The organism is Marinobacter sp. E2 (assembly GCF_055755345.1).
On record NZ_CM146911.1, the window covers coordinates 1,616,858 to 1,641,871 of the forward strand.

Below are 25,014 nucleotides of genomic sequence, written 5' to 3' on the forward strand. Positions count from 1 at the left end.
CCGGCTAACATCCCTGCCAGAAAATGTAATTGTCCCCGCTTTCCGGGCCAATTTCAATGATTTCAGTTCTATCTTAACGGGGCGGTCCCGGGTGAGAGGCCAGAGACTTCACCTCCCCCGGGACGCCCTGGTATCTGTTACGCCCAGGCCCGCCGAAGGACAGAGCGGGCGTCCTCCAGAGTTACTTCTTTTGGATTGAACATGATGGAACCGTCGTCCAGCGCCATCTCCGCGATATGGTCGAGTTGCGACTCGGTTACTTTACCGGCTTCCTTCAGCGTACGTGGCAACTGGCAGCGCTTGTAAAGCGCGTCGCGGAGCTTGCGGATGGCCGAGATGCTCGCTTCCGCGCGCCGGCTGGCGGGGGTGGCCGCGTAGACTTCCGGGCCTTCCAGATAAAGAAGAAGTTCACCCAGGGGCGCCCGAACCGATTCCAGGTTGTATTCCAGCACGTAGGGCAGGTAGAGGCTCATGCAGAGCCCGTGTGGCAGATGGCAGATGGCTCCGGTGGCGTGCCCCAGCGCATGCACCAGGCCGACCATGGAGTTGGAGAAGGCAATGCCGGCCATGGTGGATGCCTGGGCCAGTTCCAGTCGGCCATCGCTGTCTTTCGGGTTATCCATCACGTGCAGCAGCGACTGACTGATCTTCTTGATGGCCGCGGTAGCATAGGCGTCGCTGAGCGGGTTCTTGGCCATGCACGTGAACGCCTCAGTGGCGTGGGTGAGGGCGTCCATGGCGGTGGCCGCGGTAATGTGCGGCGGCAGAGTGAGTGTCATGCGCGGATCGATGATCGCGGCATTGGGCAGCAGGAACGAGGAAGTGAAGGGCAGCTTGACGCCTTTGGCTTCGTCGGTAATCACGGCCACGGAGGTAACCTCGGAGCCGGTGCCCGCCGTGGTGGGTACCACGAAAAACGGCTTCAGGGGGTGCTTCAGCACACCAGCACCACTGTATTTGGCGATGTTGTCGCCGCCTTCGGAAACCAGGATATTGACCGCCTTGCCGGTATCAATGGCCGAGCCACCGCCAACAGCGATAATGGAGTCGCATTTTTCCTGGCGATAAATCCCGGCAATGTCACGGACCACGGTGGTTGAGGAATCCGGCGGCACATCGTCGTAGATGGTGGCGATTTCCAGGCCGCTTTCCTCACAGGCGGCAATGACCGGTTCCAGCAGGCCGGCGGCACGAACACCCTTGTCCGTTACGATCATCGGGCGTTTTGCAGCGAGCCCGGCGAGCTCATAGGGAATGTGTTCCAGGGCCGCTTTGCCGGCGATCACTTTCACCGGGCAGAAGAATTCGTAGTATTGGTTGGTCATCACGCTCTCGCTGTCTCAACAAAATTGGTGGCAACTTTCAGATAAATGCGGGCAGCACTGATCAGCTTTTCCGGCAGATGCAGGTCTGCCGGGTATTCCTTGACCGCCCGCTTGGCGATCAGTTTGGGAAGAATGAACGACTCCAGACGGTTCAGCACCCGGGTCATGCGCACGGCGTAGCTGATGTCGCCGTCCACCAGCATGCGATCATTGGCAAACGCCACCGAGGTCTTTTCCTGGAATGACAGCACGAGGAAGGCGTGGGCAATGTGTTTGAACTGGATCGACAGATCCACCGGGCGCGGCGCGGAGTCGCCGTGGTAGCGGAACCGGCCCTGACCGGTGTGCTCCACAATCAGCCTGGAGCCGTCGGGCATTACCATCATTTCGAACAGGAAGCCGTCGGGGAGGGCTTTGGCTTCGTGTTGAACTTTCTCATCCACCTCGCTTACGGCCTGCAGGGCCCGCCCCATGACCTGGAACATCAGTTCCACGTACAGGCGCCTGGCCTGGAACACCATGGGCTGGATACGTTTCGCTAGCATGTGCGTCGTCCAATCGTTGTTGATGTCACCTGATTTTTAGAGCTATTGCTCTAAAAGTCAATGCAGTCGATGACGGGAATGTGCCGTCACGGGGGCAAATGCCCGGATACCGAAACAGAAAGGCCGGAAACCTTGCGGCTTCCGACCTCTGTAAACGGGGTTTATGAGGGGCAGGGGATTTACTGGGTAAGGGCGGCCAGCTTGCGCTTGGCCTCTTCGGCCACGTCGCCACCGGCTTCGGCAGCCTTGCTGTAATAGGCAACAGCCTCTTTCCGGTTGTTCTGTTTCACGGCAACGTCACCCAGGCGAAGGAATGCGATGGACGTTGGCACCACCTCGTTGGCTCGAACCAGGTTCTCCCGGGCCTTGTCCAGATTGTTCAGCCGCAGCGCATTGAGGCCGTTGTAAAGCCGATACTTGAACATCTCCGGGTAGAGGCTGACCGCTTTTTCGAAATCCTCCGCAGCTTTCTCGGGCTGCTTCTGCTCCTCGTAGATGCGGCCACGCAGCGCGTAGAACATGGCCTCCCGGGGCAGGATGCGAATGGCTTCATTGACCTTCCCGAGGGCGGCGGTCATGTCGCCCTTGGAGGCGAGTTCCAGCGCCTTGTCGTGGGCTTCGTAGGCGGGCTGCAGCGAACGCAGCTCAGCAAGTTTGCGCTTGTATACGTCCTCGCCCCGGTAGCCGCCGGTGCCAATCTTCTGCGCCAGTTCCCGGTTTTCCTGTACCCGTTTGGCTGACGGCGGGTGGGTTGCAAACATCCCTTCTATAAAGCCCGGGTTGCGACCTTCCGACAATCTCAGAAAGATCTCCTGAAGTTCCACCGCGGCGGCGGGGTCGTAACCGGCTTCTTTCATGTACAGGATGCCGTAATGGTCGGATTCCAGTTCGTCGCCCTGGCTGTACTGGGCCAGAGCCAGTTGGGCGCCGAGGGCGGCACCGCCCATGATCAGCCCGGCCCACTCGTTATCGGAGAGCGCAAAGCCGAGCCCAGCCACGCCGGCGCTGATCAGCATGCCCTGCTGCATGCGCTGCACACTGTGCCGCGCCGCGGCGTGGACAATCTCGTGCCCCAGCACCGAGGCAAGCTGGGCTTCGTTTTCAAGTTCGGTCAGCAGGCCCCTGTTGATGGCAATTTTGCCGCCTGGGAGCGCCCAGGCGTTGGGAACGCTGCTATTTAGAACCACGAATTCGTAGGGCAGGTCTGGGCGATCGCTCACCGCCGCCATCTTGCGACCAACTTCGCTGACGTACAGGCCCAGTTCGGGGTCAACGTAGAACTGGCCGCCCTGAGTTTGCTGGGTGGGCACATACTGCTCGGCACCCATGGCCAGTTCCTGGCTTTCGCCGATCAATGACAGCTGCTTTTCACCGGTAACCGGGTTTACCGAACAACCGGCCAGTACCGTGGCCAGGACAAAGATCAAAAGGCTCGATCTGACAGCGGACAGATTCACGATGAACTCCCTTGTTGTATTGCGATGGTGGTGCGCTCGCAGGCGCCACTGCTCCTGACGCAGGTTATAGCACACAAGCGGACGGCTTTGGATGACCGGTTGTCCACAGGCGGTGGTGGCAGGCAAGGGCATGGCGTATCATAAGTGATTGTTCCCACGCTGTTTAGAACGCCCTGACCACTCTTGCATCTGGACAAGCCATGACCAATCTTCTCGAGCTGATTGCCCTTTCCTGGTTTCTGGTCTGCTGGCTCGGCTACACCGAGTACTCCAAGCGCCGGGCGGCGGATCGCCCCTGTCTGTCCAATACCCTGGACCTGTACCGTGAAGACTGGATGCGAGTAATGCTGCGGCGCGATAACCGCATTGCCGATGCGTCGGTGGTTGGCAACCTGGAACGCAACGGTGCCTTCTTTGCATCAAGCTGCCTGCTGATCCTCGCCGGTATCATCACGGCACTGGGCTACACCCAGGAAGTCATGGAAGTGTTCAGCACCATGCCGTTTGGCACGCTGCCCAGCCGGGAAATCTGGGAGCTGCGCATGGTTATCCTGCTGGTGGTCTTTATCTACGCCTTCTTCAAATTCACCTGGTCCATGCGTATGTACAATTTTGTGTCCGTGATGATTGGCAGCGCGCCACCGCCTGATGACACCAAAACCAGCCCCGCTGCCCGAGAAGCGTTTGCCCGCAGCGCCGGCAACGTGTGCAATCAGGCCGGTGATGCCTTTAACCTGGGGCTGCGGTCCTACTACTATGCCCTGGCGGTGGTGGGCTGGTTCATTCACCCGATTGTGTTCATGGCCGCCTCCACCCTGGTTGTGATCGTTCTCTATCGCCGTGAATTCTGCTCGGCGGCCCTGGATGCCCTTCGCAGTGGCAAGGTGTTTGAAGAACCACTGCCGGGTAAGCCCTCTGCCGCGCAGAACCAGAAAGCCGACTGACAGGTTGCAATTGAATGAACGACGAACTCCGCAAACAACGGGTCTCACGATTTATTGAAACCCTGAACCAGGCCAGAGCGCTGGGCCTCTCGGTAACCGAGGCCAGCGAAGGCGCACTTACCCTCTGCCTGCCGTACAGCGACGGCATCATCGGCAACCCGGAAACCGGCGTCATCCACGGTGGCGCCATCACCACGCTGATGGACACGGCCTCCGGCTCGGTCATCCTCTGCTCATTGGACGACTTCGAGCTTTGCCCGACTCTGGACCTGCGCGTGGACTACATGCGCCCGGCCCATCCCCACAAGCCGGTTTACGCCCGGGCCGAGACCTATCGGGTCACCAGTAACATCATCTTTACCCGTTGTGAGGCGTATCAGGAGGGTGGCGAAACCATCGCCAACTGCGTGGCCACCTTCATGCGCATCGGCAAAGAAGCAACGCCGAAGCACTACCGGGACCTGATCACGGGAGGTGAGCAATGACCGATCCTGAAATCCTCCGCTACACACAGGAAACCGGCGATTTCGGCCGCATGCTGGAGAGCATTCCCTACGCGTCCTGGATTGGCCTGCAATGCGAGCGTTTCGGCGACGACCTGATCTTTCGCCTGCCGTGCAAGGAGTCCAACCTGGGTAACCCGATCCTGCCGGCCATTCATGGTGGTGTGATTGGTGGGTTCATGGAAATGTCCGCGAACATCTATCTGATGATGTCCCAGGACTCCCTGCGCATGCCCCGGATTGTCGACTTTTCCCTGGATTACCTGCGGGCTGGCCTGAACCGGGAAACCTTTGCCGAATGCCGGCTGACCCGCCAGGGCAATCGCGTGGCCAACGTGATGGTCACCGCCTGGCAGAAATCCCGCTCCCAGCCCATCGCCACGGCCCGCGCCCACTTCCTGCTGGAAGACTGATTTTGCTGCAATTACCGGGGCTTGAAATGCCCCGGCATGCCCCCATTCTTCTCCCATAATTGATTGCCTCGGTGCAGGCAAGCGTGTGGGAGTGGCTTTCCGAAACACGCTGTGAATACGTCCGTGTACGCTCGGCTCCGCCATCCATGGCTCCGCACGGTTTCGGAAAGCCACTCCCACACGCTCGCTCAGACCCCGGGGCGAATGTGAACAAACGAATATGTCTGCCTCACAGACAGCAACACAAGCAGGAGACACTCAAGCCATGACGGTTGAAGCGCAAAAAGAAACCCTGGGTTTTCAGACAGAAGTGAAGCAGCTGCTTCACCTGATGATCCATTCCCTGTATTCGAACAAGGAAATCTTCCTTCGTGAGCTGATCTCGAACGCCTCGGACGCCGAGGACAAACTGCGGTTCGCAGCCTTGAAGGACGACAGTCTCTACGAAGGCGACCCGGACCTGAAGATCCGTCTGGACTTCGACGAGAAGGCCAACACCGTCACTCTGACCGATAACGGTATCGGCATGAGCCGGGATGACGTGATCCAGAACCTGGGCACCATCGCCAAGTCCGGCACTGCCGAATTCCTCAAGCAGCTGTCTGGCGATGAGAAAAAAGACAGCAAGCTGATTGGCCAGTTTGGTGTGGGCTTCTATTCGGCCTTTATCGTTGCCGACCGGGTGGAGGTGTTCACCCGTCGCGCCGGCACACCGGCGGAAGAGGGCGTGCACTGGGAATCCAAGGGCGATGGTGAGTTCACCATTGAGCAGACCAATCGTGAAAGCCGCGGCACCCAGATTGTCCTGCACCTCAAGAAAGAGGCCAAGGAATTCGCCAACGGCTGGAAACTGCGCAGCCTGGTGAAGAAGTACTCGGACCACATTTCCTTCCCGGTGGAGATGCGCAAGGAGGCCGAAGGCGAGAACGAGGAAAAGCAAGACGAGTTCGAGACCGTCAACGACGCGACTGCGCTCTGGACCTTGCCGCGCACCGAGATCAAGGATGAAGAGTACAAGGAATTCTACAAGCACATCGCCCACGATTTTGAGGACCCGCTGACCTGGTCCCACAACAAGGTGGAAGGCAAGCTGGACTATACCAGCCTGCTGTACATCCCGGCCCGTGCGCCATTTGACCTGTACAACCGGGAAGCGCCCCGTGGACTGAAGCTCTACGTGCAGCGGGTGTTCATCATGGACGACGCCGAGCAGTTCCTGCCGCTGTATCTGCGGTTCGCCAAGGGCGTGATCGATTCCAACGATCTGTCCCTGAACGTGTCCCGCGAGATTCTGCAGAACGACAGCACTGTGGAAAGCATTCGTACCGCATTGACCAAGCGGGTTCTGGACATGCTGTCCAAGCTGGCCAAGAAGGATGCGGAGCAATACCAGAAGTTCTGGGGCGAGTTCGGCACCGTGCTGAAAGAAGGCCCGGCGGAAGATTTCAGCAACCGCGAGAAAATCGCCGGCCTGCTGCGGTTCGCCTCCACCCACACCGGCGAGCGTACCCAGAACGTATCACTGGACGACTACATTGGCCGGATGAAGGAAGGTCAGAAGAAGATCTACTACATCACCGGTGACAACTTCAGCGCCGCCAAGAGCAGCCCGCACCTGGAGGTGTTCCGCAAGAAGGGCATTGAAGTGCTCATCCTCTCTGACCGGATCGATGAGTGGATGATGGGCTACCTCAACGAGTACGACGGCAAGCAGTTCCAGGACGTTGCCCGGGGTGATCTGGACCTGGGTGAGGTGGAAACCGAGGAAGACAAGAAGCACAAGGAAGAGGCCGCCGCGGAGCACAAGGACCTGCTGGAGCGCATCAAGAAAGCGCTGGATAACCGTGTGCAGGAAGTACGTGTAACCAACCGCCTGACCGATTCACCGGCTTGCCTGGTCGTGGGTGACTTCGACATGGGTGCGCAGATGAAGAAGATCATGGAAGCCGCTGGCCAGAAGGTGCCGGACAGCAAGCCAATCTTCGAGATCAATGTGGACCATCCGCTGGTGCAGAGGCTGGAAAGCGAAAAAGGCGAGGAGCGTTTCAACGAGCTCTCCGCGGTGCTGCTGGACCAGGCCACCCTGGCCAGCGGCGAGCAGCTGGATGATCCGGGCGCCTACGTTGCCCGCCTGAACCGCCTGCTGCTGGAACTGGCTAACTAAGCCCATGCAGCAGATCATTGTGGACATCAGCATTGGCCCGGATGAGTGGATCAAGCTCTACCAGGGCGTGGCCAGCGATGTCCACACCACGGCCCGGGACGGACGTTCTGTCCGTTTCCCGGCCCGTATTCTCTCCCGTTTTTACCTCCCCGACGGCATTCGTGGCAGCTTTCGTATCGTTTTTGACGATGCCGGAAAATTCGCCTCCATTGAGCGCCTCTGACCTTTCACTCCTGCTGATTAATAAAAACTTTCATAAACGTATTTTTAATTAATTGTATTGGTCTCTTGTTCCCGGGCTACAGTGAGGTTGTTCTCGTGAGGCAGGAGCTGATCCATGAAAGATCCGAATTCATTGAGTGTCGTACCGACCTGGCAGGACCTGCTGGGAATTCTGGCGGATTACTCGAGCAATTTTGCCTGCTCGCAATAGGTTCGGTGCGTGCCGCAAGCCTGCGGGAACCCTATAGGCAATCGCTATTCAGGGCATAAGAAAATCTCAGAGCAGTGCGTTTTTTCTGTCCTATAGTTAGTTGTGCCTTTTCTTTGAAGCAGTGTCGTTTTGCCAAACCCAACGAGGAGAGAGAAATGACCCAGAACAACAGCTCAGGCGGAAAGTGCCCGGTAATGCACGGTAGCAGCACCGCCCACGGTCAGGACAACACCAACTGGTGGCCGGAGAACCTGAATCTCGACATCCTTCACCAGCATGACAGCAAAACCAATCCCATGGGTGAAGACTTCGACTACCGCGAAGAGGTCAAGAAACTCGACTACGAAGCCCTCGAGAAGGACATGCATGCCCTGATGACCGACAGCCAGGACTGGTGGCCGGCTGACTGGGGTCACTACGGCGGCCTGATGATCCGTATGGCGTGGCACGCCGCAGGTACCTACCGTCTGGCCGATGGCCGCGGGGGCGGCGGTACCGGTAACCAGCGGTTCGCTCCCCTGAACTCCTGGCCCGATAACGGCAACCTCGACAAGGCGCGGCGTCTGCTTTGGCCGATCAAGAAGAAGTACGGAAACAAGGTAAGCTGGGCCGATCTGTTTATCCTGGCCGGCAATATTGCCTATGAATCCATGGGCTTCAAGACCTTCGGCTTCTCCTACGGTCGTGAGGACATCTGGCATCCGGAAAAAGACATCTACTGGGGTGCTGAGAAAGAGTGGCTGGCGCCGTCCGACAACCGTTACGAAAACGTCGAAAAGCCGGACACCATGGAGAACCCGCTTGCTGCGGTTCAGATGGGCCTCATTTACGTAAACCCCGAGGGTGTCAACGGCAACCCTGACCCGCTGAAGACCGCGGAGCAGGTTCGTGAAACCTTTGCCCGAATGGCAATGAATGACGAGGAAACCGCAGCGCTGACAGCGGGCGGCCACACTGTCGGTAAAGCCCACGGTAATGGCGATGCCGAGGCCCTTGGGCCGGAGCCTGAAGGTGCCGACGTCGAAACCCAGGGTTTCGGCTGGATGAACCCGAACATGCAGGGCAAGGCGACCAATGCGGTTACCTCCGGCATTGAGGGCGCCTGGACGACCAACCCCACCAAGTTCGACATGGGGTACTTCGACCTTCTGTTCGGCTACGAGTGGCAGCAGACCAAGAGCCCGGCTGGCGCCAACCAGTGGGAACCGGTCGACATCAAGGAAGAGCACATGCCGGTTGACCCGACCGACATGAAAACCCGGGTCAAGCCGATGATGACCGACGCCGACATGGCCATGAAGATGGACCCGAAGTATCGCGCCATCTGTGAAAAGTTCATGGCTGACCCGCAGTACTTCCAGGACTGCTTCGCCCGCGCCTGGTTCAAGCTGACGCATCGGGACATGGGGCCGAAGTCCCGTTACATCGGCCCGGACGTACCGAAGGAAGACCTGATCTGGCAGGATCCGGTACCCCAGGGCGAGACCAACTACATTGAGGAAGTGGTCAAGGAAAAGATCGATGAAGCCGGTCTGAGCCTGAACGAGCTGATCTGTACCGCCTGGGACAGCGCACGCACCTTCCGTGGTTCCGACATGCGTGGCGGTGCCAATGGCGCCCGTATCCGCCTGGCGCCGCAGAAGAGCTGGGAAGGCAACGAGCCTGACCGTCTGGCCAAGGTGCTCAAGGTGTACGAGAAGATTTCCGCCGACACTGGCGCCAGCATCGCTGACGTGATCGTGCTGGGCGGCAACCTGGGTATCGAGAAAGCGGCCAAGGCAGCCGGCCACGACGTGCACGTGCCGTTCCTGAAAGGCCGTGGCGACGCTACAGACGCGCAGACCGACGCGGCGTCCTTCGAGCCGCTGGAGCCGGTCGCCGATGGCTTCCGCAACTGGCAGAAGAAGGATTACGTGGTCAAGCCGGAGGAACTGTTGCTGGATCGTGCCCAGCTGATGGGCCTGACGGCACCGGAGATGACCGTTCTGCTGGGTGGTATGCGAGTCCTGGGCACCAACTACGGCGGCACCAAGCACGGCGTGTTCACCGATCGCGTTGGCCAGTTGACCAACGACTTCTTCGTGAACCTGACCGACATGGCCAACCGTTGGGAGCCCACCGGCAAGAACAGCTACAACATCGTGGATCGCAAGAGCGGCAACACCAAGTTCACCGCGACCCGTGTTGACCTGGTGTTCGGTTCCAACTCCATCCTGCGCGCCTACGCCGAGCTGTACGCCCAGGACGACAGCGAGGAGAAGTTCGTCAAGGACTTCGTAGCCGCCTGGACCAAGGTGATGAACGCGGATCGGTTCGACGTGAAGCACTGATCACCTGCCAGTTGAAAGGGCGCCTTCGGGCGCCCTTTTTGTTCCTGCCATCCATAGGTGTGTCCCCTGCTGTTGGTAGGGCCCCGAATCCCGTACAATCGCGCCCAGATTTCCGATCCCGCTTGAGACGGTGGCAGCGCCCGCCCGGAGTACCCATGCGTATCATTCTTGCCCCGATGGAAGGGCTTGTGGATGCACCCATTCGTGAAACCCTGACCCAGGTAGGCGGGATAGACCGCTGTGTAACCGAATTCGTGCGTGTGACCCATGGCATGCTGCCGCCAAGGGTGTTCTACAAGTACGCGCCAGAGCTTTACAACCGGTCGATGACCCGCGTGGGAACGCCGGTGGCGCTGCAACTGCTGGGGTCTGACCCGCACCAGATGGCGCGCCATGGCGTGCGTGCCGCCGAGCTTGGCGCCAGCCAGGTGGACATCAACTTTGGTTGCCCCGCGAAGACGGTGAACAAGCACAAGGGCGGCTGTGTGCTGATGCGAGAGCCTGAACTGATGCACGAGATTGTCGCTGCGGTTCGGGCGGCGGTGCCCTCCGAGATTCCGGTAACCGCCAAGATGCGTCTGGGATACGACGACCGCTCCATGGGCGTGGCCTGCGCCCAGGCCCTTGAGGCCGCTGGCGCCGGGGAAATCGTGATCCATGCCCGCAGCAAGGTGGACGGTTACAAACCGCCGGCTTACTGGGAAGAAATCGCCCGGGCTCGGGAAGCGGTCCGCACGCCCATCATCGCCAACGGCGAGATCTGGACCGTGGCCGATTACTGGCGCTGTCGCGAGGTGTCCGGCTGTGAGGATGTGATGATCGGCCGGGGGCTGATTGCCCGTCCAGATCTGGCAAGGCAGATCAAAGCCAGCCAGCAGGGTGAAGCCATCGAGGATATGACCTGGCCGGAAGCCGTTGCCCTGGTACGTGAGTACGCGACGGTTCTGCAGGGCTGGCTGGAAGACCGCTACGTGACCGGGCGCATCAAACAGTGGCTGAACTTCCTTCGCCAGGGCTTTGCCGAAGCCGAAGCGCTCTGGCCTGAGGCCCGCAAGATCCGACAGGTGGCCCCCATGCTGGCGTGCCTGGAGCAGCCCCCGGCGCGCGCCCGCTACCGCGCGGCCTGAGTCCCGCTAGCCCCGCCCTCCCGTTTTCCGGACTACACTGGTACCGGAAGCGTTTTTGTTCGTACAAGAATCACACGAACAACAAAACCTGTGGGAGGACGACACAATGATTTCCGACACGTTTCGGAACCGTATAACAGGCGCTGCGCTGGCTGTCTGTGCCCTGTCACTTGCCTGGCAACCCGCCATGGCTGATGACCATGTGGTCAAAGTCACGCCGTTGGGTAGCCATGACGGCGAGTTCTGCAGCCGCGATCGGGCCCTGGTGTTTGAAGACCCGAACGGCACCCGCATTCTCTACGACGCCGGGCGCACCGTGGCCGGCCCGGACGATCCCCGCCTTGGCAAGATCGATGTGGTGCTGGTCTCGCACATGCATGGCGACCACGTGGGTGACCAGCGAATCCGCAAGACGAACGAAGGCACCTGCGCGTCGCCGGATACCGGCGTTTCCACCTTGCCGCAGTCGAACACCGTGGATATTGCACTCAAGCACGACGCTATGATTGTCACCGGCAGCGAAATGCCTGCGTTCTTCGCGGCCAAGCTGAAAGACGCCGGTGGAGACCCCGGAAAGTCGAAGCTGGTGCGCTTTGGTGGTGAAGTGACCGTGGGTGGCGTGGCCATTACCACCGTGCCTGCGGTACACAGCAACGGGGTGTCGCCGTCGTTCCTCACCGGGCCGCTGGCGGAGTATCTGAAAGCGGCCGGCGTTGGTGCCAGCGTGGGACCACCCACCGGCTATGTGCTGAAGTTCTCGAACGGTCTGGTGGCGTATCTGTCGGGTGACACCGGCATCACCGCCGAGCAGAAACTGGTGGTGAACGATCATTACGGCGCGTTGCTGACCGTTATGAACATTGGCGACACCTTCACTACCGGACCCACCCAGGCGGCCTACGTGATCAACGAGTTGGTGCAGCCGTCGTCTGTGATTGCGTCTCACGCCAACGAGCCAGCCACCGAGGGTGGTGAGGTTAAGGCGGGCACCCGCACCGCGCTGTTCCGTGATCGGGTAACGGTACCGGTGCATGTGCCACTGAGCGGGCGCACCATGGCATTCGATCGCACCGCCAAATGTGTCAGCGGTTGCGATTGATGGTGACAAAAGGGCCGGGCCCGGTTAGTCCTCCATGTCCGGCCGATAACTGCCTGAGCGCGCCGCGCCATTGAGCCGTGCGCGTTTGAGCATGGCGGCCTGGGCTTCCGGGCCGTTTTCCAGGTTGCCCGCCCAGGCCTTCTGGGCAGGCTCCTGAAGCGCCCGACCGTAGGAAAAGCTCAGAGCCCAGGGCTGCTGTCCCAGGGAGTTCATGGCATTCAGGTTAACGGTGGCCTCCTCAGGCGTCTGGCCACCGGACAGGAAGAAAATGCCGGGCACGGCTGCTGGCACCGAACGCCGGAACACACCCAGGGTGGCGCTGGCGACCTCTTCGGGGCTCGCCTTCGGATTTTCCTTGCCTGGCGTGACCATGCTCGGCTTGAGAATCATCTGTTCCAGCGCTACGCGGTGGCGGTACAGCGCGTGGAACACCTCCCGGATCACCGCTTCACTGACCTCGGCGCACCGCTCAATGCTGTGATCGCCATCGATCAGGACTTCCGGCTCCACAATAGGCACGATGCCCACGGACTGGCAGATCGCGGCATAGCGAGCGAGCACCTCTGCATTGGCCTCCACCGCCTGGCGGGAGGGCAGGTTGTCGGAGATGTGAAACACGTTGCGCCACTTGGCGAATCGGGCGCCCTGGTTCTTGTAAATCTCCAGCCGATCCTCGAGGCCATCCAGCCCTACGGTGATTTCGTCGCCGGGTGCATTGACCAGGGGTTGCTTGCCTTTGTCGACCTTGATACCGGGCACAATACCCTTACTGGCGAGCAACTTAGCCATGGGCACCCCGTCGAGGCTGGTCTGGCCCAGGGTTTCCTCGAACAGAATCACGCCACTGATAAACTCACCCAGGCCCGATGCGGAGAAAATCAGGCTTCGATACTCGCGGCGTTTTTCTTCGCTGGACTCAACGCCCACCGCCTTGAATCGCTTGGCGATGGTGGGGTGACTTTCGTCTGCCGCAAGGATGCCCTTGCCGGCCTGCACCAGCTCCTGGACGGTAGCATCGAGTTCTTCCTGTAGGGTCATAGCACGCTCCTGTCTGATGGTCCCACGTTCTCTGAGTGTAGTCGCTCACAGGCGTTTCGAAATTTGATCTGGACTAAGGTGCGGACGTCTGATCTGGTTTAGGCTTGGTATAACTGCTGCCGCAGACAGGGAAGGCCGCACCATGAAAACCGTCTTCAGTGTAAGCCTGGGTTCCTCCGAGTACGATTACGATCTCGAAACCGAGTTTCTCGGACAGTCTTTCCGGATTATTCGCGTGGGCGTGGATGGCGATCTCTCGCGGGCCGAGGCCGTGCTGGATTCGGTGCACGAACAGGCCGACGCCATCGGCCTGAGCATGGTGCACGATCATTACGAAGTCGGCAGGGAACGACTGGAACATCCCGATACCGCCCGGCTCGAGGCGGTGGTCCCCGACAAACCCGTAACCACGGGCGCCGGGCTCCGGGGAATCCTGCAGGAGTGGGCCGTGAGGCACACGCAGTCAGAACTGGGCCACTTCTTCGACAATGCCCGGGTACTGTTCGTTAACGGCCAGGCCGGCTATCGCATTGCCAGGGCGCTGGCGGAACATACCGACAATCTCTTTTTTGCTGATCCCTACATCGATTTCGGGGTGCCAAGGCTGCTGACTTCGCTGAACCAGCTGGAAACCTACACCGCCCTGACCGCGCCCCTGATGTTCCGGCCAGCAGCGGTGAGAACCGTGGAGGCGCTGCTGAGAACGCCGGTCTATCGTCTCGGTGAGGGGCTGGTGCGTGGTTCCCTCGGAAAAGCCGTTGCCGACGCCCATGTCATTGTGGGGGCATTGGGTGATCTTGAGCATTTTGGCCAGAAGGAGCTGGACGGCAAAACCGTGATCACTTCCCGGGTGACCGGGGCGTCACTGGATTGGCTGCGCTCCCGCCGGGTGGCCATGGTGGTTGACTACAGCCCCTGGCTGGCGGGCAGACCTGTCGGCGTCAACGTAATGGAGGCCATGATCAGTGCGGCACTGGCCCGCACACCAGAGCAACTAGGTCCGGACGACTACCTGGATGTGATCCAGGCCCTGGGGATGGAGCCTCGCATCCTGTATCCCGATGGTTACCGGCGGGTGAACCGGTTTGCCTTCGTCATCCATCCGCTGTCGCAACAATACCTGACCAGGACACCGCCCCTGGACTGGATCGCCAGTGTGTCGCCCCCGACGGTGATGAACCTGGTGGAAAAGGCCGTCGCTTACACGCCCCCGTTTATCTATTCAAAAGTCTCGGGCATCCGTTCGCCCACAGGCGACGAGGCGGAAGGCTGGCTGATCACGGTCGGTGGCACGCCCCGTGAAATCATGGCCCACGGACCGGAATTTACCTACGCGCGGTTGCTGCAAGCAGCAAAACTGGCAAAGAAACTTGGCGCCCAGATCATGGGCCTGGGGGCCTTTACCAAGGTGGTGGGGGATGCCGGCATTACCGTGGCCAAGCGGGCGCCACTGCCGATTACCACCGGCAACAGCTACAGCGCCTCGGGCGCCCTGTGGGCCGCCCATGAGGCCATGAAAAGAATCGGCCGGGTGACCATCGGCCCCAACGGAAAGGCTGCCGGCAAGGCCATGGTGGTCGGCGCCACTGGCGCCATCGGATCGGTTTGCGCCAGGCTGCTGGCCAAGGCCGTGGACGAAATATACCTGGCGGCGCCGGAGCCGGCCAAGCTTCTGGCCCTGAAAGAAAGCATCGAACAGGAAACCCCCGGGGCCATCGTTCATCTTGCGGGCTCGGCCGATCGCGACGTTGGCCAGATGGACATGATCGTCACCGCCACCTCTGGCGCTGGCAAGCGTGTTCTCGACATCACCAGGGTTAAACCGGGTTGTGTGATTACCGATGTTGCCAGGCCGCTGGATATCCCCGCCGAGGATGTAGCCAAACGCCCGGACGTGCTGGTGATCGAATCCGGGGAAATTCAGCTACCCGGCGACGTGCGAATGAAGGACATCGGCCTGCCCGGGGGTATCGCCTATGCCTGTCTGGCAGAGACCATCGTGCTGGCCCTGGAAGCCCGTTTCGAAAACTTCACCCTTGGTCGCAACATCGAATGGGAGAAGGTTCGGGAGATCTACAAACTGGGCCTGCGCCATGGCATGAAGCTGGCCGCCATTTCCGGAGTCAACGGTGTGTTCACCGAAGAGGACTTCGAGCGGGTGAGAACCCTGGCGGCCAGCACTGAGCCTCAGGCGGAGGGGTCAAGCACGCCGGCGTAGCGTACACCGCTCAACAGGGCCATCTCCCGATGCCAGGTGGACAGATCGTCGATGTTGAATTTGTTCAGGCTGTCATGGCCGCAGGCCCGGGCCATCACCTGCATCAACGACGTTGACGCCTCCAGGAAGTTTTTCAGCTGCTTCGCCGACTGGTCGACATTCAGGCGTTGGCGCAGATCCTTGTTCTGCGTGGCAATGCCCGCCGGGCAGTTGTTGGTATTGCAGATGCGTGCGGCCACACAGCCGATGGACTGCATGGCGCTGTTGGCTACCGCCACACCATCGGCCCCGAGGGCGAGGGCCTTCACGAAGTCGATGGGCACCCGCAGCCCGCCGGTGACGATCAAAGTGACCCGGCCGCTCGCGCCGCGATCATCCAGGTAACGGCGGGCCCGGGCCAGGGCCGGAATGGTGGGTACGCTGATGTGGTCCCGGAAAATTTCCGGCGCAGCGCCGGTGCCGCCGCCACGGCCGTCCAGAATGATGTAGTCGGCGCCGGCATCCAGGGCGAACTGGATATCCCGTTCAATGTGGTTGGCGCTGAGCTTGAAGCCCACCGGAATGCCCCCGGTAATCTCCCGAACCTGGCCGGCAAAGCGCTTGAAGTCCTCCACCGAGCGCAGGTCCTCGAAGGTGGGCGGCGAGTTGGCCGGTTCGCCCTCGGGAATGTTCCGCACTTCCGAAATCTTGCCGGTGTTCTTGTTACCGGGCAGATGGCCGCCGGTGCCGGTCTTCGCGCCCTGGCCGCCCTTGAAGTGGAAGGCCTGCACTTTTTCCAGCAGTTCTTCCTTATAGCCAAATTTGGCGCTGGCCAGCTCGTAGAAATACCGGGAATTCTCCTGCTGCTCCTCCGGCAGCATGCCGCCCTCGCCGGAACAGATGCCGGTGCCCGCCATTTCGGCACCCCGGGCCAGGGCGATTTTTGCCTCCTCGGACAGGGCCCCAAAACTCATGTCGGACACAAACAGCGGCATGCTCAGGGTCAGCGGTTTGCGCGCTTCCGGGCCAATGACCAGCTCGGTGGCCACGTCGGCGTCGTCCGCCAGGGGCTTGCCGGCCATCTGCGCCACCATCAGTTGCAGATCGTCCCAGTGAGGCAGGGTATGGCGGGGTACGCCCATGGCCGTGGTCGGCCCATGGTGGCCCATGTTGCTCAGGCCTTCCCGGGCCAGTTGATGGATAAATTCAACGGTGGGTTCTTCTTTCGTGGACCTGGCTTTCGGGGCGTCACCGGATTGCCCGTCGTCGCTATCGTCGCCATCGGGCGCTTCCTTGCCAACCTGATCATCGCTGAACTGCTGGTGGGTGCCATCGCAGTACGGCGCGCTGCCGGTCTGTTTGCACTGGCACAGCACCGCCTCTTCGTCTTTTTCCGCCTTGAAGACTTTCGGTTTGAAGCCTGTGTCTGCGTGGGAACCGTCGCAGAAGGGCTGGTCGCTGGAGCGACCGCACACGCAGAACGCGTATTCCTTTCCTTTCTTCAGCGTGACTTTCTTCGGCTTGTTATCAGCGATCACCGGATTGCTCATCGCAAGGCTCCTGTTTTCGTTTGTGCCGGAAATGGTCGGAAAACTCTAGAGGTGTACGGGCATTAAACGAAAATAGGCTACTTGTTATGTTCCGGGATGGATAGAAAGCAACCGCACTGCACGCGGCAGTGCGGTTGCTCGAGTCTGTCGACGGGGGCGATCAGGCCAGGCCGGCGCGGGCCGCTCGGGCCGTATGGAGCTTCTTGTAGCTCTCGATCAGACGCTGGTGCTTGTCCAGTCCTTCCAGTTGCATGTTGGTGGGCTCGAGGCCATGGAAACGCACGGTGCCGTTCACCGAGCCGACCACCGCATCCATGGTTTGCTCGCCGAACATCCGGGTGAAGTTGGTGAGGTAATCCTCCAGTTCCAGCTCCTCGTCCAGGGTTACCTCGAGTACCGCCGCCATGGCGCGATAGAACAGGCCTCGCTCCACGGTGTTGTCGTTGAACTGCAGGAACATGTCGACGAATTCCAGCGCTTCCTCGTGCCATTGCAGCGCCAGGCAGATCAGGATCTTCAGCTCCAGGATGGTGAGCTGGCCCCAGACGGTGTTCTCGTCGAACTCCACGCCAATCAGGGTGATGATGGTCATGTAGTTGTCGAGCTGGCTTTCCTCCAGGCGCTCCACCAGATCGGCCAGCTGCTCATCGCTCAGGCGGTGCAGGTTGAGGATGTCTTCCCGATAGTCCAGGGCCATGTTGGTGTTGTCCATGATCAGGTCTTCCACCGGATACACCTCGGAATAGCCGGGGACCAGAATCCGGCACACCGGCGCGCCCAGTTCCTCATACACGGCCACGTACACTTCCTTGCCCAGGTCCCGGAGAATTCCAAACAGGCGGTCGGCCTCTTCGGCGTTGGTGCCGGAGAAATCCCATTCCACGAACTCGTAGTCGAATCGGGCACTGAAGAAACGCCAGGAGACAACGCCAGTGGAATCGATAAAGTGCTCCACAAAGTTGTTTGGCTCGGTCACCGCCAGGCTGTTGAAGGTGGGCGGTGGCACGTCGTTCAATCCCTCGAAGCTGCGGCCCTGCAGCAGTTCGGTCAGGCTGCGCTCCAGTGCCACTTCAAAGCTTGGATGGGCGCCGAAGGAGGCAAACACACCGCCGGTTCTCGGGTTCATCAGGGTGACACACATCACCGGGAACTGGCCGCCCAGGGAGGCGTCTTTCACCAGGGTTGGGAAGCCCTGGGCTTCCAGAGCCTGAATACCCTCGAGGATATCCGGGTACTTTTCCAGCACCTCTCGCGGCACATCCGGCAGGGCAATTTCCTGCTCGATGATCTCTTTTTTCACCGCCCGCTCGAAGATTTCCGAGAGGCACTGCACCTCGGCCTCGGGCAGCGTGTTACCGGCACTCATGCCGTTGCTCAGGAACAGGTTCTCGATCAGGTTGGAGGGAAAGTAGACCACCTCGCCGTCGGACTTGCGCACAAAGGGCAGGGACACGATGCCCCGGTCGGCCCGGCCGGAGTTGGTATCAACCAGGTTGGAGCCCCGAAGGTCACCGTCCGGGTTGTAGATGGCCAGGCAGTGATCGTCCAGGATGCCTTCCGGCAGCTCGTCGTCCGGCCCCGGTTTGAACCACTTTTCGTTCGGGTAATGCACGAACTCGCTGTTGGCGATCTCCTCGCCGAAGAACTGATCGTTGTAGAAGAAGTTGCAGTTCAGCCGTTCGATGAATTCACCCAGGGCCGAGCACAGGGCACTCTCCTTGGTCGCGCCCTTGCCGTTGGTAAAGCACATGGGGGAGGCAGCGTCGCGGATGTGCAGGGACCAGACGTGGGGCACGATATTGCGCCAGGAGGCAATTTCGATCTTCATGCCCAGCTCTTCGAGGATGCCTGTCATATTGGCGATGGTCTGCTCCAGAGGCAGGTCCTTGCCCTCGATAAACGTCTGGGTGCCGCCTTCGGGCTGGGTCATCAACAGGGCCTGGGCGTCGGCGTCCAGGTTCTCGACGGTTTCAATCTCGAAGGTGGGGCCGGTCTGTACCACTTTTTTCACGGTGCAGCGGTCGATGGAGCGCAGGATGCCCTGACGGTCCTTCTCGGAGATGTCCTCGGGCAGTTCCACGGAGATCTTGAAGATCTGGTTGTAGCGATTCTCCGGGTCCACGATGTTGTTCTGGGACAGCCGGATGTTCTCGGTGGGGATGTCCCGCGCCAGACAGTAAACCCGCACAAAATAGGCGGCACAAAGCGCCGACGAGGCCAGGAAATAATCGAACGGGCTGGGGGCGGAGCCGTCACCCTTGTAGCGGATGGGCTGGTCCGTCACCACCGTGAAATCGTCAAATTTGGCTTCCAGCCGGAGGTTCTCGAGAAAATTGACGTTGATTTCCATGACAAAACACCTGGATCGGAGAATTTGGCGTGCCGCAGCCCGGGAGCTTCCGACGAATGGCGGCCATTATCCAGTTTTTGCGGGTGTTCGTCTTGGTCGGTTTTTACGGACCTGCCAGGGCCCGGTCAACGGCCTGCATGGCGTGGATTGCCGTGGTGTCGTACAGCGGTACCTCGGTGTCCTTCTGATTGATCAGCAGGCCGATTTCGGTGCAGCCCAGAATCACCGCCTGCGCGCCACGGCCGGAGAGTGAGTTTACGATGGCCAGGTAAGCATCCCGCGATTGGGCCAGGACGTGACCCTGGCAGAGCTCTTCGTAGATTACCCGATGCACCGTTTCCCGCTGCAACTCATCCGGAGTAAGAACTTTAATACCGGCCTTTTCCAGGCGTTCCCGGTAAAACGCCTGCTCCATGGTGAAACGTGTTCCCAGCAGCCCGACGCGGTTTATGCCATCGTTTCGGAGTACCCGGGCCGTGGCATCGGCGATGTGCAACAGGGGAATCTGAACGGCCTGTTCAATCTCGGGTGCCACCTTGTGCATGGTGTTGGTGCCAATAAGGAGGAAGTCGGCCCCGGCCTTCTGAAGTGATGCGGCGGCGCGAGAAAGCATGTCTGCCGTGGCGGGCCAGTCTCCTCTGTGTTGCAGTGCCTCGATCTCGGCAAAGTCGACGCTGAAAAGCACCAGTTTCGCCGAATGGAGGCCACCCAGCCGGGCTTTGATACCTTCATTGATCAGCCGGTAATAGGTTTGCGTGGACTCCCAGCTCATGCCTCCCAACAGGCCAATGGTTTTCATGGATAATCTCCCTAGTGTCCGCTAATCATCATAGAAGGCCACGGGCGCTTCCCGTGGGTGTCACTATAGCTGCTGGGGCGAACCCGGGCCCGGTTATCGGACAACAAAAGAAAAAGCCGCCCGCTTTGAGGGCGGGCGGCTTTCACGAGCGGGCAGATTGAAGGATGCTCAGAACCGGAATTTGGCGTTTGCATTGACGGTACGGCGTTCTCCGTAACCGCAGTCGCCGCCCTCGTACCGGCACCAGGTGATGTACTCTTCATCGGCCAGGTTCTTGGCATCAACGCTGAAGTCCCACTGGCCCCAGGTGTAGCCGACCATGGCGTCGTAGAGGGTCACTGAGGGCACCACCGGGCCACCGCCGGAACCTACGTTGTCGCCCACATAGCGTACACCGGCACCGAATCGCCAGTTACTACCCAGGAACAGCTGGTTCCACCAGGAGGCCTGGCGCTCGGCCACGTAGGGCAGTCGGTTGCCGGTGGAGTCGTTGTCTGCGTTCAGGTCGGTGTAGGCCAGTTGGGTTTCGAACCGCTGCCAGCGCTTGTTCACCTGCAGCTCCCAGCCGTTGATAACCGCGCCGGTCTGCTCCACGCCGCCGGGCGTTTGTCCATCGCTCACCCGGTTTTCCTGGGTAATGTCGAAGTAGGCTGCGGAAATGCCCAGGGAGCGATCCGGCGATACGTATTTTACGCCCGCTTCCTGCTGCTCCCCGGTCGTCGGCTCCAGGGTGCCGGCAGAGGCAGTGCCATCGGTGCCGAGATTCATGCTGAAGGCTTCCGCGTAGCTGATATACGGAGAGATGCCGTTTTCGAACCGGTACATCAGGCCTGCGCGGCCGGTTGTGGCTTCCTCGTCGCTGACGGTATCCGCTCCGGAAACGGCCAGCCGGCGGTTTTCAGCCCAATCGTGGCGCAGGCCGGCAGACACGACCACGGGTCCGATTTCAATGTGGTCTGCGACGTACACACCGATCTGCTCGATCTCATTATCCGGTCGGTCAGAGGGAGTAATGACACCGGCGTTGAGGTTGCCGTACTGCGGATCGTAAACGTCGAAGGTGCCGCCGAGGCCATAACCGTAGAAATAATTGGACTGCTCCCAGCGGGCATCCTGGCGGTCGACGCCGATGATCAGACGATGGCGGGTGTTGGCGAGGTTGATATCACCTTCGAGCCGGGCATCGAGGTTGAAGATACGGGTCTCGGCATCGACGGTGTAGATGGTGCGTGGCACCTCGCCGTTGGCATCCGGAACGCTGGGGATGGTGATCCAGTGTTCCCGGGTTTCGGCACTGGAGTCGGTGTATCGAGCGGTGGTGGAGACCGCCCAATTGGCATTCAGGCGGTGGTCGAGAAAGACAGTGGCTTCGGTTTTTTCACGGTCGTACCGGTCCCATCCCGGCTCACCCACGAACCGTTCGGAACCAATGAACCCCTGCGAGCCCGGATCAAGCGTACCGGCCTGGGGCAGGAACTGAGCAGACACCTGGCCCTTGTTTTCCTGCCGGTTCAGCAGCAGGGTCAGGCTGGTGTCTTCCGAGGGGCGCCAGGTGAGGGAAGGCGAGAGCACGTAGCCGTCGTCTTCAACGTAGTCCACCTGGGTATCGCTGTCACGACCCAGAGCGATAAGCCGATAGAGCAGTTCACCGTCTTCGGTTGCGGGGCCGGTAACATCCACCGCCAACTGTTTGCGATCGAAGGTGCCGTATTGGGCCCAGATTTCCCCGGCCTGTTCCTCTTCGGGCCGCTTGGATACGGCGTTGATGATGCCGCCGAGGTCACCCTGACCGTAGAGCATGGAGGAGGGCCCTTTCAGCACTTCGATGCTTTCCAGTGCATAAACGTTGCTGCGTACTGTGTTGTAGGAGCCATAAATCTGCCGCAGGCCGTCCAGATAGCGGCCGGCATCCACACCGCGCACCGTGGCTGAATCTATTCGGGTGTCAAAGCCGAAGGAGCCTGCGTAAACACCCGGGGTGTACAGAAGCGCATCCTGAATGGTCTTGGCGCCGGAGTCCTGGATGAACTGCTCATCGACAACGGTCACCGAGTAGGGCTGCTCCTCAATGGCCACGTTCTGTTTGCCGACCTGGGGCTGCTTCTGAAGATCCATGTGTTCCGGCGCTGTGATCGCGTCTGACACAACGTCCAGTGGGGCAAGCTCCTCGGTTTCGCTGGCGTTGGACTGAGCCAGAGCGACCAGCGGAGTACCCATCAGCGAGGCCAGGGCGATAAAGCCGCAGCGGCGGCGGAAAGGAAGGTTCATGGCTTTGGAATCTCCTGTTATGAAACGCAGAGGCGAATGATAATGATTATTAATAAAAATACAACATTGGCGTATTGCTGATGGGCGGTGCGCTCAGGTGTTGCGGGAATGGACTAACCTGAACCAATACACGGGGAGGATGAGTCATGAGTAACTTGATGCCAGAGGCCGAGCAGTCCTGCGGTGAAACAGTGGCGCCGTGCAGCGCCATACAATCGATATTGAGTCCCAGGGTTGCCAATCTGGGGGGCTTCTCGGTTCGGCGGCTCCTGCCGACCGCCAAGCAGAGAATGGTGGGTCCGTGGATTTTCTTTGATGAAATGGGCCCTGCGGATTTTCCCCCGGGCGAGGGCATCAACGTGCGGCCGCACCCACACATCGGTCTCGCCACGGTCACCTATTTGTTCGACGGTGAAATACTGCACCGGGATTCCGTTGGCAGCTTTCAGCCCATTCGACCTGGAGACATAAACCTGATGATGGCAGGACGTGGCATTGCCCATTCGGAGCGGGAGCGGCCGGAAGTCACCGCACAGGCCCATCGTGTCCACGGCCTGCAACTCTGGTTGGCGTTGCCCGAACACGACGAGGAGGTGGACCCAGCTTTCTACCACTACCCGGCCTCGGAGATTCCTTCCGTGGAGGTGGATGGGGTCACCGTACGCATCATGATCGGAAGTGCCTATGGCCGGACATCACCGGTTATCCGTTACAGCGATACCCTGTACCTGGAAGCGTTTCTGAGACCCGGACAGAGTCTGATGCTGCCGGAGTCAATCGAACGCGGCCTCTACGTGGTGAGCGGGTCTCTCAAGGCCCGTGGCTCTGAGGTTGAGGCCCACAACATGGCGGTCCTGAGCAATGAACCCGGGGTTTCGGTTACCGCCCAGGAGGATACAAGGATCGCCCTGATCGGTGGCGAACCGCTGGGGAGGCGGTTTATCGAATGGAATTTTGTTTCGTCCCGCAAGGACCGGATTGAATCCGCGAAAGCCGACTGGCGGGCAGGGCGCTTTGCAAAGGTAGTAGGTGATGAATCGGACTACATACCTTACTGACATGCGAGAGGTTGCCGTGAACGACACTCAGTGAGGCGTTGCGCGATGGCACTCAGTCCAGTGTCATGGAAAGTATGCGTGACAGGTGACTGTACGGCAGCCCGGTTTCTTCGTGCCAGCGATTGAAGGCTTGCTGTGCCTGCATCAGTCCTTTCTTGCTGGTGGGGGACGCATCCAGCAACTCTTCCCGCTGCAGACCCGCGATCACATCGCGGGAAAGAATGAACCCATCCCAGCCAACCCGGCGCAGGAAATACTGGGCGCTGTTGCCGCCGAGCCTCGCGCCGTTGCGCTTCAGCCAGAGCAGTAAACCCGCCTGATCGCTGTGAGGCCAGGCCGCCAGGAACTGCCCGAAACTGCCGTGTTCCCGGGCCGTTTCCACAATCATGCGTGCGTTCTCGGGAACCGTCTGGATCTTCTGGGCGTTGCGGACAATCCGCTCATCGCCGGCCAGTTGCTCCAGCACTTCAGGTGGTACCTGCTGCCAGTACAGTGGCACGAAGCCCTCGAAGGCCGCCTCGAACTGCGGCCACTTGTTCTCGATAACCCGCCACACGAAGCCGGCCTTGAAGATGCAGCGGGTGATCTCGGAGAGATAACGATCATCGCCGAGCGCGGCAAGCTCATCGGCCGTGGCCACTCTGGGGAGCCGGGACTTCACTTCGGATTCGCCGCCTTTCTGCAGCACGGCCTGTTCGTAGAGACGGAAGAAGGACATGGCACCTGTCTGTCGGTTAATCAGGAATGCTGGGACGGTACCCTGAACCTTGCCTTATGCCAAGCCTCTACTTTTGTAGGCTCCCTGGAGAGCGACTAAGCTTTCAGTTAGTCCAAGTTTTGCCTGGAGAGCCCTGCATGTCCGGAAAGCGATCGGACAACCGAAAAGACTACAGCATCCGGGAAGCCCGGGAAGGGGACCTCCCCGAGCTAGTGGGTTTTCTTGCCAAGCTCGCCCTGCATGTGTCGGGCGCGCCTCCGCACGAGCTCAAGCAAAGTGAATACAAGCGCCTGCTGAGAACCCTGCATTCGGCACTGGACGACCCCAACAAGCGGCTGGTGGTGGCAGAAAACCGCACAGCCGGGCTGGTTGGCATGGGTTATGTTTACATCTGGCGAAGCCAGGGCATCTGGGAGCAGTCGGAGCCCGTGGAGTTCAAGTCGGGGATCATTGATGATGTCTGGGTAGAGCCCGAGTTCCGGAAAATGGGCATCTTCCGGGCTTTGCTGCGTGATCTGGTCGCGTTTGCTGAAGCGCACCACGCCGCCGAACTGATCCTCGAATATTCCGCCTCCAACAAGGAAGCCAAGGCTGCCTGGACCCGCCTGGGGTTCAAGCCCACCGGGGTGCGGGCAGCTGCGTTTACATCCGCCGTTAAACAGGCGCTTGCAGATAACCACCCCTGAGAAAGGAAAC

20 protein-coding genes are annotated in these 25,014 nt (G+C 60.1%); 11 read left to right on the forward strand and 9 right to left on the reverse strand.

Annotation, left to right across the window (positions count from 1 at the left end):
• Positions 1–137: 137 nt before the first annotated feature.
• From AC0J1C_RS07345 to AC0J1C_RS07355, 3 genes are all read right to left on the reverse strand, one after another.
• Positions 138–1,325: an iron-containing alcohol dehydrogenase gene (locus AC0J1C_RS07345; RefSeq protein WP_091984618.1), complete on the reverse strand. Its 1,188-nt coding sequence runs from the start codon at positions 1,323–1,325 to the stop codon at positions 138–140.
• Positions 1,325–1,870 (reverse strand): hypothetical protein, encoded by a 546-nt coding sequence (locus AC0J1C_RS07350; RefSeq protein ID WP_091984620.1) that lies wholly within the window; start codon positions 1,868–1,870, stop codon positions 1,325–1,327. Before AC0J1C_RS07350 ends, AC0J1C_RS07345 begins: the two co-directional genes overlap by 1 nt.
• A gap of 179 nt (positions 1,871–2,049) precedes the next feature.
• Positions 2,050–3,327 (reverse strand): M48 family metalloprotease, encoded by a 1,278-nt coding sequence (locus AC0J1C_RS07355; protein WP_473046243.1) that lies wholly within the window; start codon positions 3,325–3,327, stop codon positions 2,050–2,052.
• 200 nt (positions 3,328–3,527) lie between these two features.
• On the opposite strand from AC0J1C_RS07355, the gene AC0J1C_RS07360 reads away from it, so the two are divergent.
• The 8 genes from AC0J1C_RS07360 to AC0J1C_RS07395 all read left to right on the forward strand — a co-directional run bounded on the left by AC0J1C_RS07360 (position 3,528) and on the right by AC0J1C_RS07395 (position 12,340).
• Positions 3,528–4,271, forward strand: a complete 744-nt coding sequence (locus AC0J1C_RS07360; RefSeq protein WP_091984626.1) for a DUF599 domain-containing protein — start codon at positions 3,528–3,530, stop codon at positions 4,269–4,271.
• A gap of 14 nt (positions 4,272–4,285) precedes the next feature.
• Positions 4,286–4,756 carry a PaaI family thioesterase gene (locus AC0J1C_RS07365; RefSeq protein ID WP_473046244.1) on the forward strand — a complete coding sequence of 157 codons (471 nt, stop codon included), beginning with the start codon at positions 4,286–4,288 and terminating at the stop codon, positions 4,754–4,756.
• Positions 4,753–5,187, forward strand: coding sequence for a PaaI family thioesterase (locus AC0J1C_RS07370; protein ID WP_091984632.1), 435 nt, complete (start codon positions 4,753–4,755; stop codon positions 5,185–5,187). The genes AC0J1C_RS07365 and AC0J1C_RS07370 overlap by 4 nt, the downstream gene beginning before the upstream one ends.
• A gap of 265 nt (positions 5,188–5,452) precedes the next feature.
• On the forward strand, positions 5,453–7,351 hold the full coding sequence (gene htpG / locus AC0J1C_RS07375; protein WP_473046245.1) for a molecular chaperone HtpG: 1,899 nt from the start codon (positions 5,453–5,455) through the stop codon (positions 7,349–7,351).
• 4 nt (positions 7,352–7,355) lie between these two features.
• Complete coding sequence (locus AC0J1C_RS07380; RefSeq protein WP_375193769.1) at positions 7,356–7,574, forward strand: DUF2835 domain-containing protein; 219 nt, start codon at positions 7,356–7,358, stop codon at positions 7,572–7,574.
• 365 nt (positions 7,575–7,939) lie between these two features.
• A complete protein-coding gene (gene katG / locus AC0J1C_RS07385; RefSeq protein WP_473046247.1) occupies positions 7,940–10,114 on the forward strand; it encodes a catalase/peroxidase HPI in 2,175 nt (724 codons plus the stop codon).
• A 155-nt stretch (positions 10,115–10,269) separates the two neighbouring features.
• A complete protein-coding gene (locus AC0J1C_RS07390; RefSeq protein WP_473046248.1) occupies positions 10,270–11,241 on the forward strand; it encodes a tRNA dihydrouridine synthase in 972 nt (323 codons plus the stop codon).
• A gap of 187 nt (positions 11,242–11,428) precedes the next feature.
• Positions 11,429–12,340: an MBL fold metallo-hydrolase gene (locus AC0J1C_RS07395; protein ID WP_473046249.1), complete on the forward strand. Its 912-nt coding sequence runs from the start codon at positions 11,429–11,431 to the stop codon at positions 12,338–12,340.
• 24 nt (positions 12,341–12,364) lie between these two features.
• On the opposite strand, the gene AC0J1C_RS07400 is transcribed toward AC0J1C_RS07395, so the two are convergent.
• Complete coding sequence (locus tag AC0J1C_RS07400) at positions 12,365–13,378, reverse strand: class I fructose-bisphosphate aldolase (protein ID WP_473046250.1); 1,014 nt, start codon at positions 13,376–13,378, stop codon at positions 12,365–12,367.
• 142 nt (positions 13,379–13,520) lie between these two features.
• Here AC0J1C_RS07400 and AC0J1C_RS07405 point away from each other — a divergent pair, with 142 nt between their 5' ends.
• Positions 13,521–15,596 (forward strand): dehydrogenase, encoded by a 2,076-nt coding sequence (locus AC0J1C_RS07405; protein ID WP_473046251.1) that lies wholly within the window; start codon positions 13,521–13,523, stop codon positions 15,594–15,596.
• On the opposite strand, the gene AC0J1C_RS07410 is transcribed toward AC0J1C_RS07405, so the two are convergent.
• From AC0J1C_RS07410 to AC0J1C_RS07425, 4 genes are all read right to left on the reverse strand, one after another.
• Complete coding sequence (locus AC0J1C_RS07410) at positions 15,566–17,125, reverse strand: glutamate synthase-related protein (protein WP_473046252.1); 1,560 nt, start codon at positions 17,123–17,125, stop codon at positions 15,566–15,568. The genes AC0J1C_RS07405 and AC0J1C_RS07410 overlap by 31 nt on opposite strands.
• Before the next feature lie 160 nt (positions 17,126–17,285).
• Entirely contained in the window at positions 17,286–19,475 is a 2,190-nt protein-coding gene (locus AC0J1C_RS07415) for an OsmC domain/YcaO domain-containing protein (RefSeq protein WP_473046253.1), read from the reverse strand.
• 103 nt (positions 19,476–19,578) lie between these two features.
• Complete coding sequence (locus AC0J1C_RS07420) at positions 19,579–20,274, reverse strand: aspartate/glutamate racemase family protein (protein WP_473046254.1); 696 nt, start codon at positions 20,272–20,274, stop codon at positions 19,579–19,581.
• A 168-nt stretch (positions 20,275–20,442) separates the two neighbouring features.
• A complete protein-coding gene (locus tag AC0J1C_RS07425; RefSeq protein ID WP_473046255.1) occupies positions 20,443–22,542 on the reverse strand; it encodes a TonB-dependent siderophore receptor in 2,100 nt (699 codons plus the stop codon).
• 146 nt (positions 22,543–22,688) lie between these two features.
• Between AC0J1C_RS07425 and AC0J1C_RS07430 the strand changes: the two genes are divergently transcribed.
• Positions 22,689–23,600: a pirin family protein gene (locus AC0J1C_RS07430; RefSeq protein ID WP_473046257.1), complete on the forward strand. Its 912-nt coding sequence runs from the start codon at positions 22,689–22,691 to the stop codon at positions 23,598–23,600.
• Positions 23,601–23,652: 52 nt separating this feature from the next.
• On the opposite strand, the gene AC0J1C_RS07435 is transcribed toward AC0J1C_RS07430, so the two are convergent.
• A complete protein-coding gene (locus tag AC0J1C_RS07435) occupies positions 23,653–24,318 on the reverse strand; it encodes a DNA-3-methyladenine glycosylase I (protein ID WP_473046259.1) in 666 nt (221 codons plus the stop codon).
• 137 nt (positions 24,319–24,455) lie between these two features.
• On the opposite strand from AC0J1C_RS07435, the gene AC0J1C_RS07440 reads away from it, so the two are divergent.
• On the forward strand, positions 24,456–25,004 hold the full coding sequence (locus AC0J1C_RS07440) for a GNAT family N-acetyltransferase (protein ID WP_473046260.1): 549 nt from the start codon (positions 24,456–24,458) through the stop codon (positions 25,002–25,004).
• Positions 25,005–25,014 lie beyond the last annotated feature (10 nt).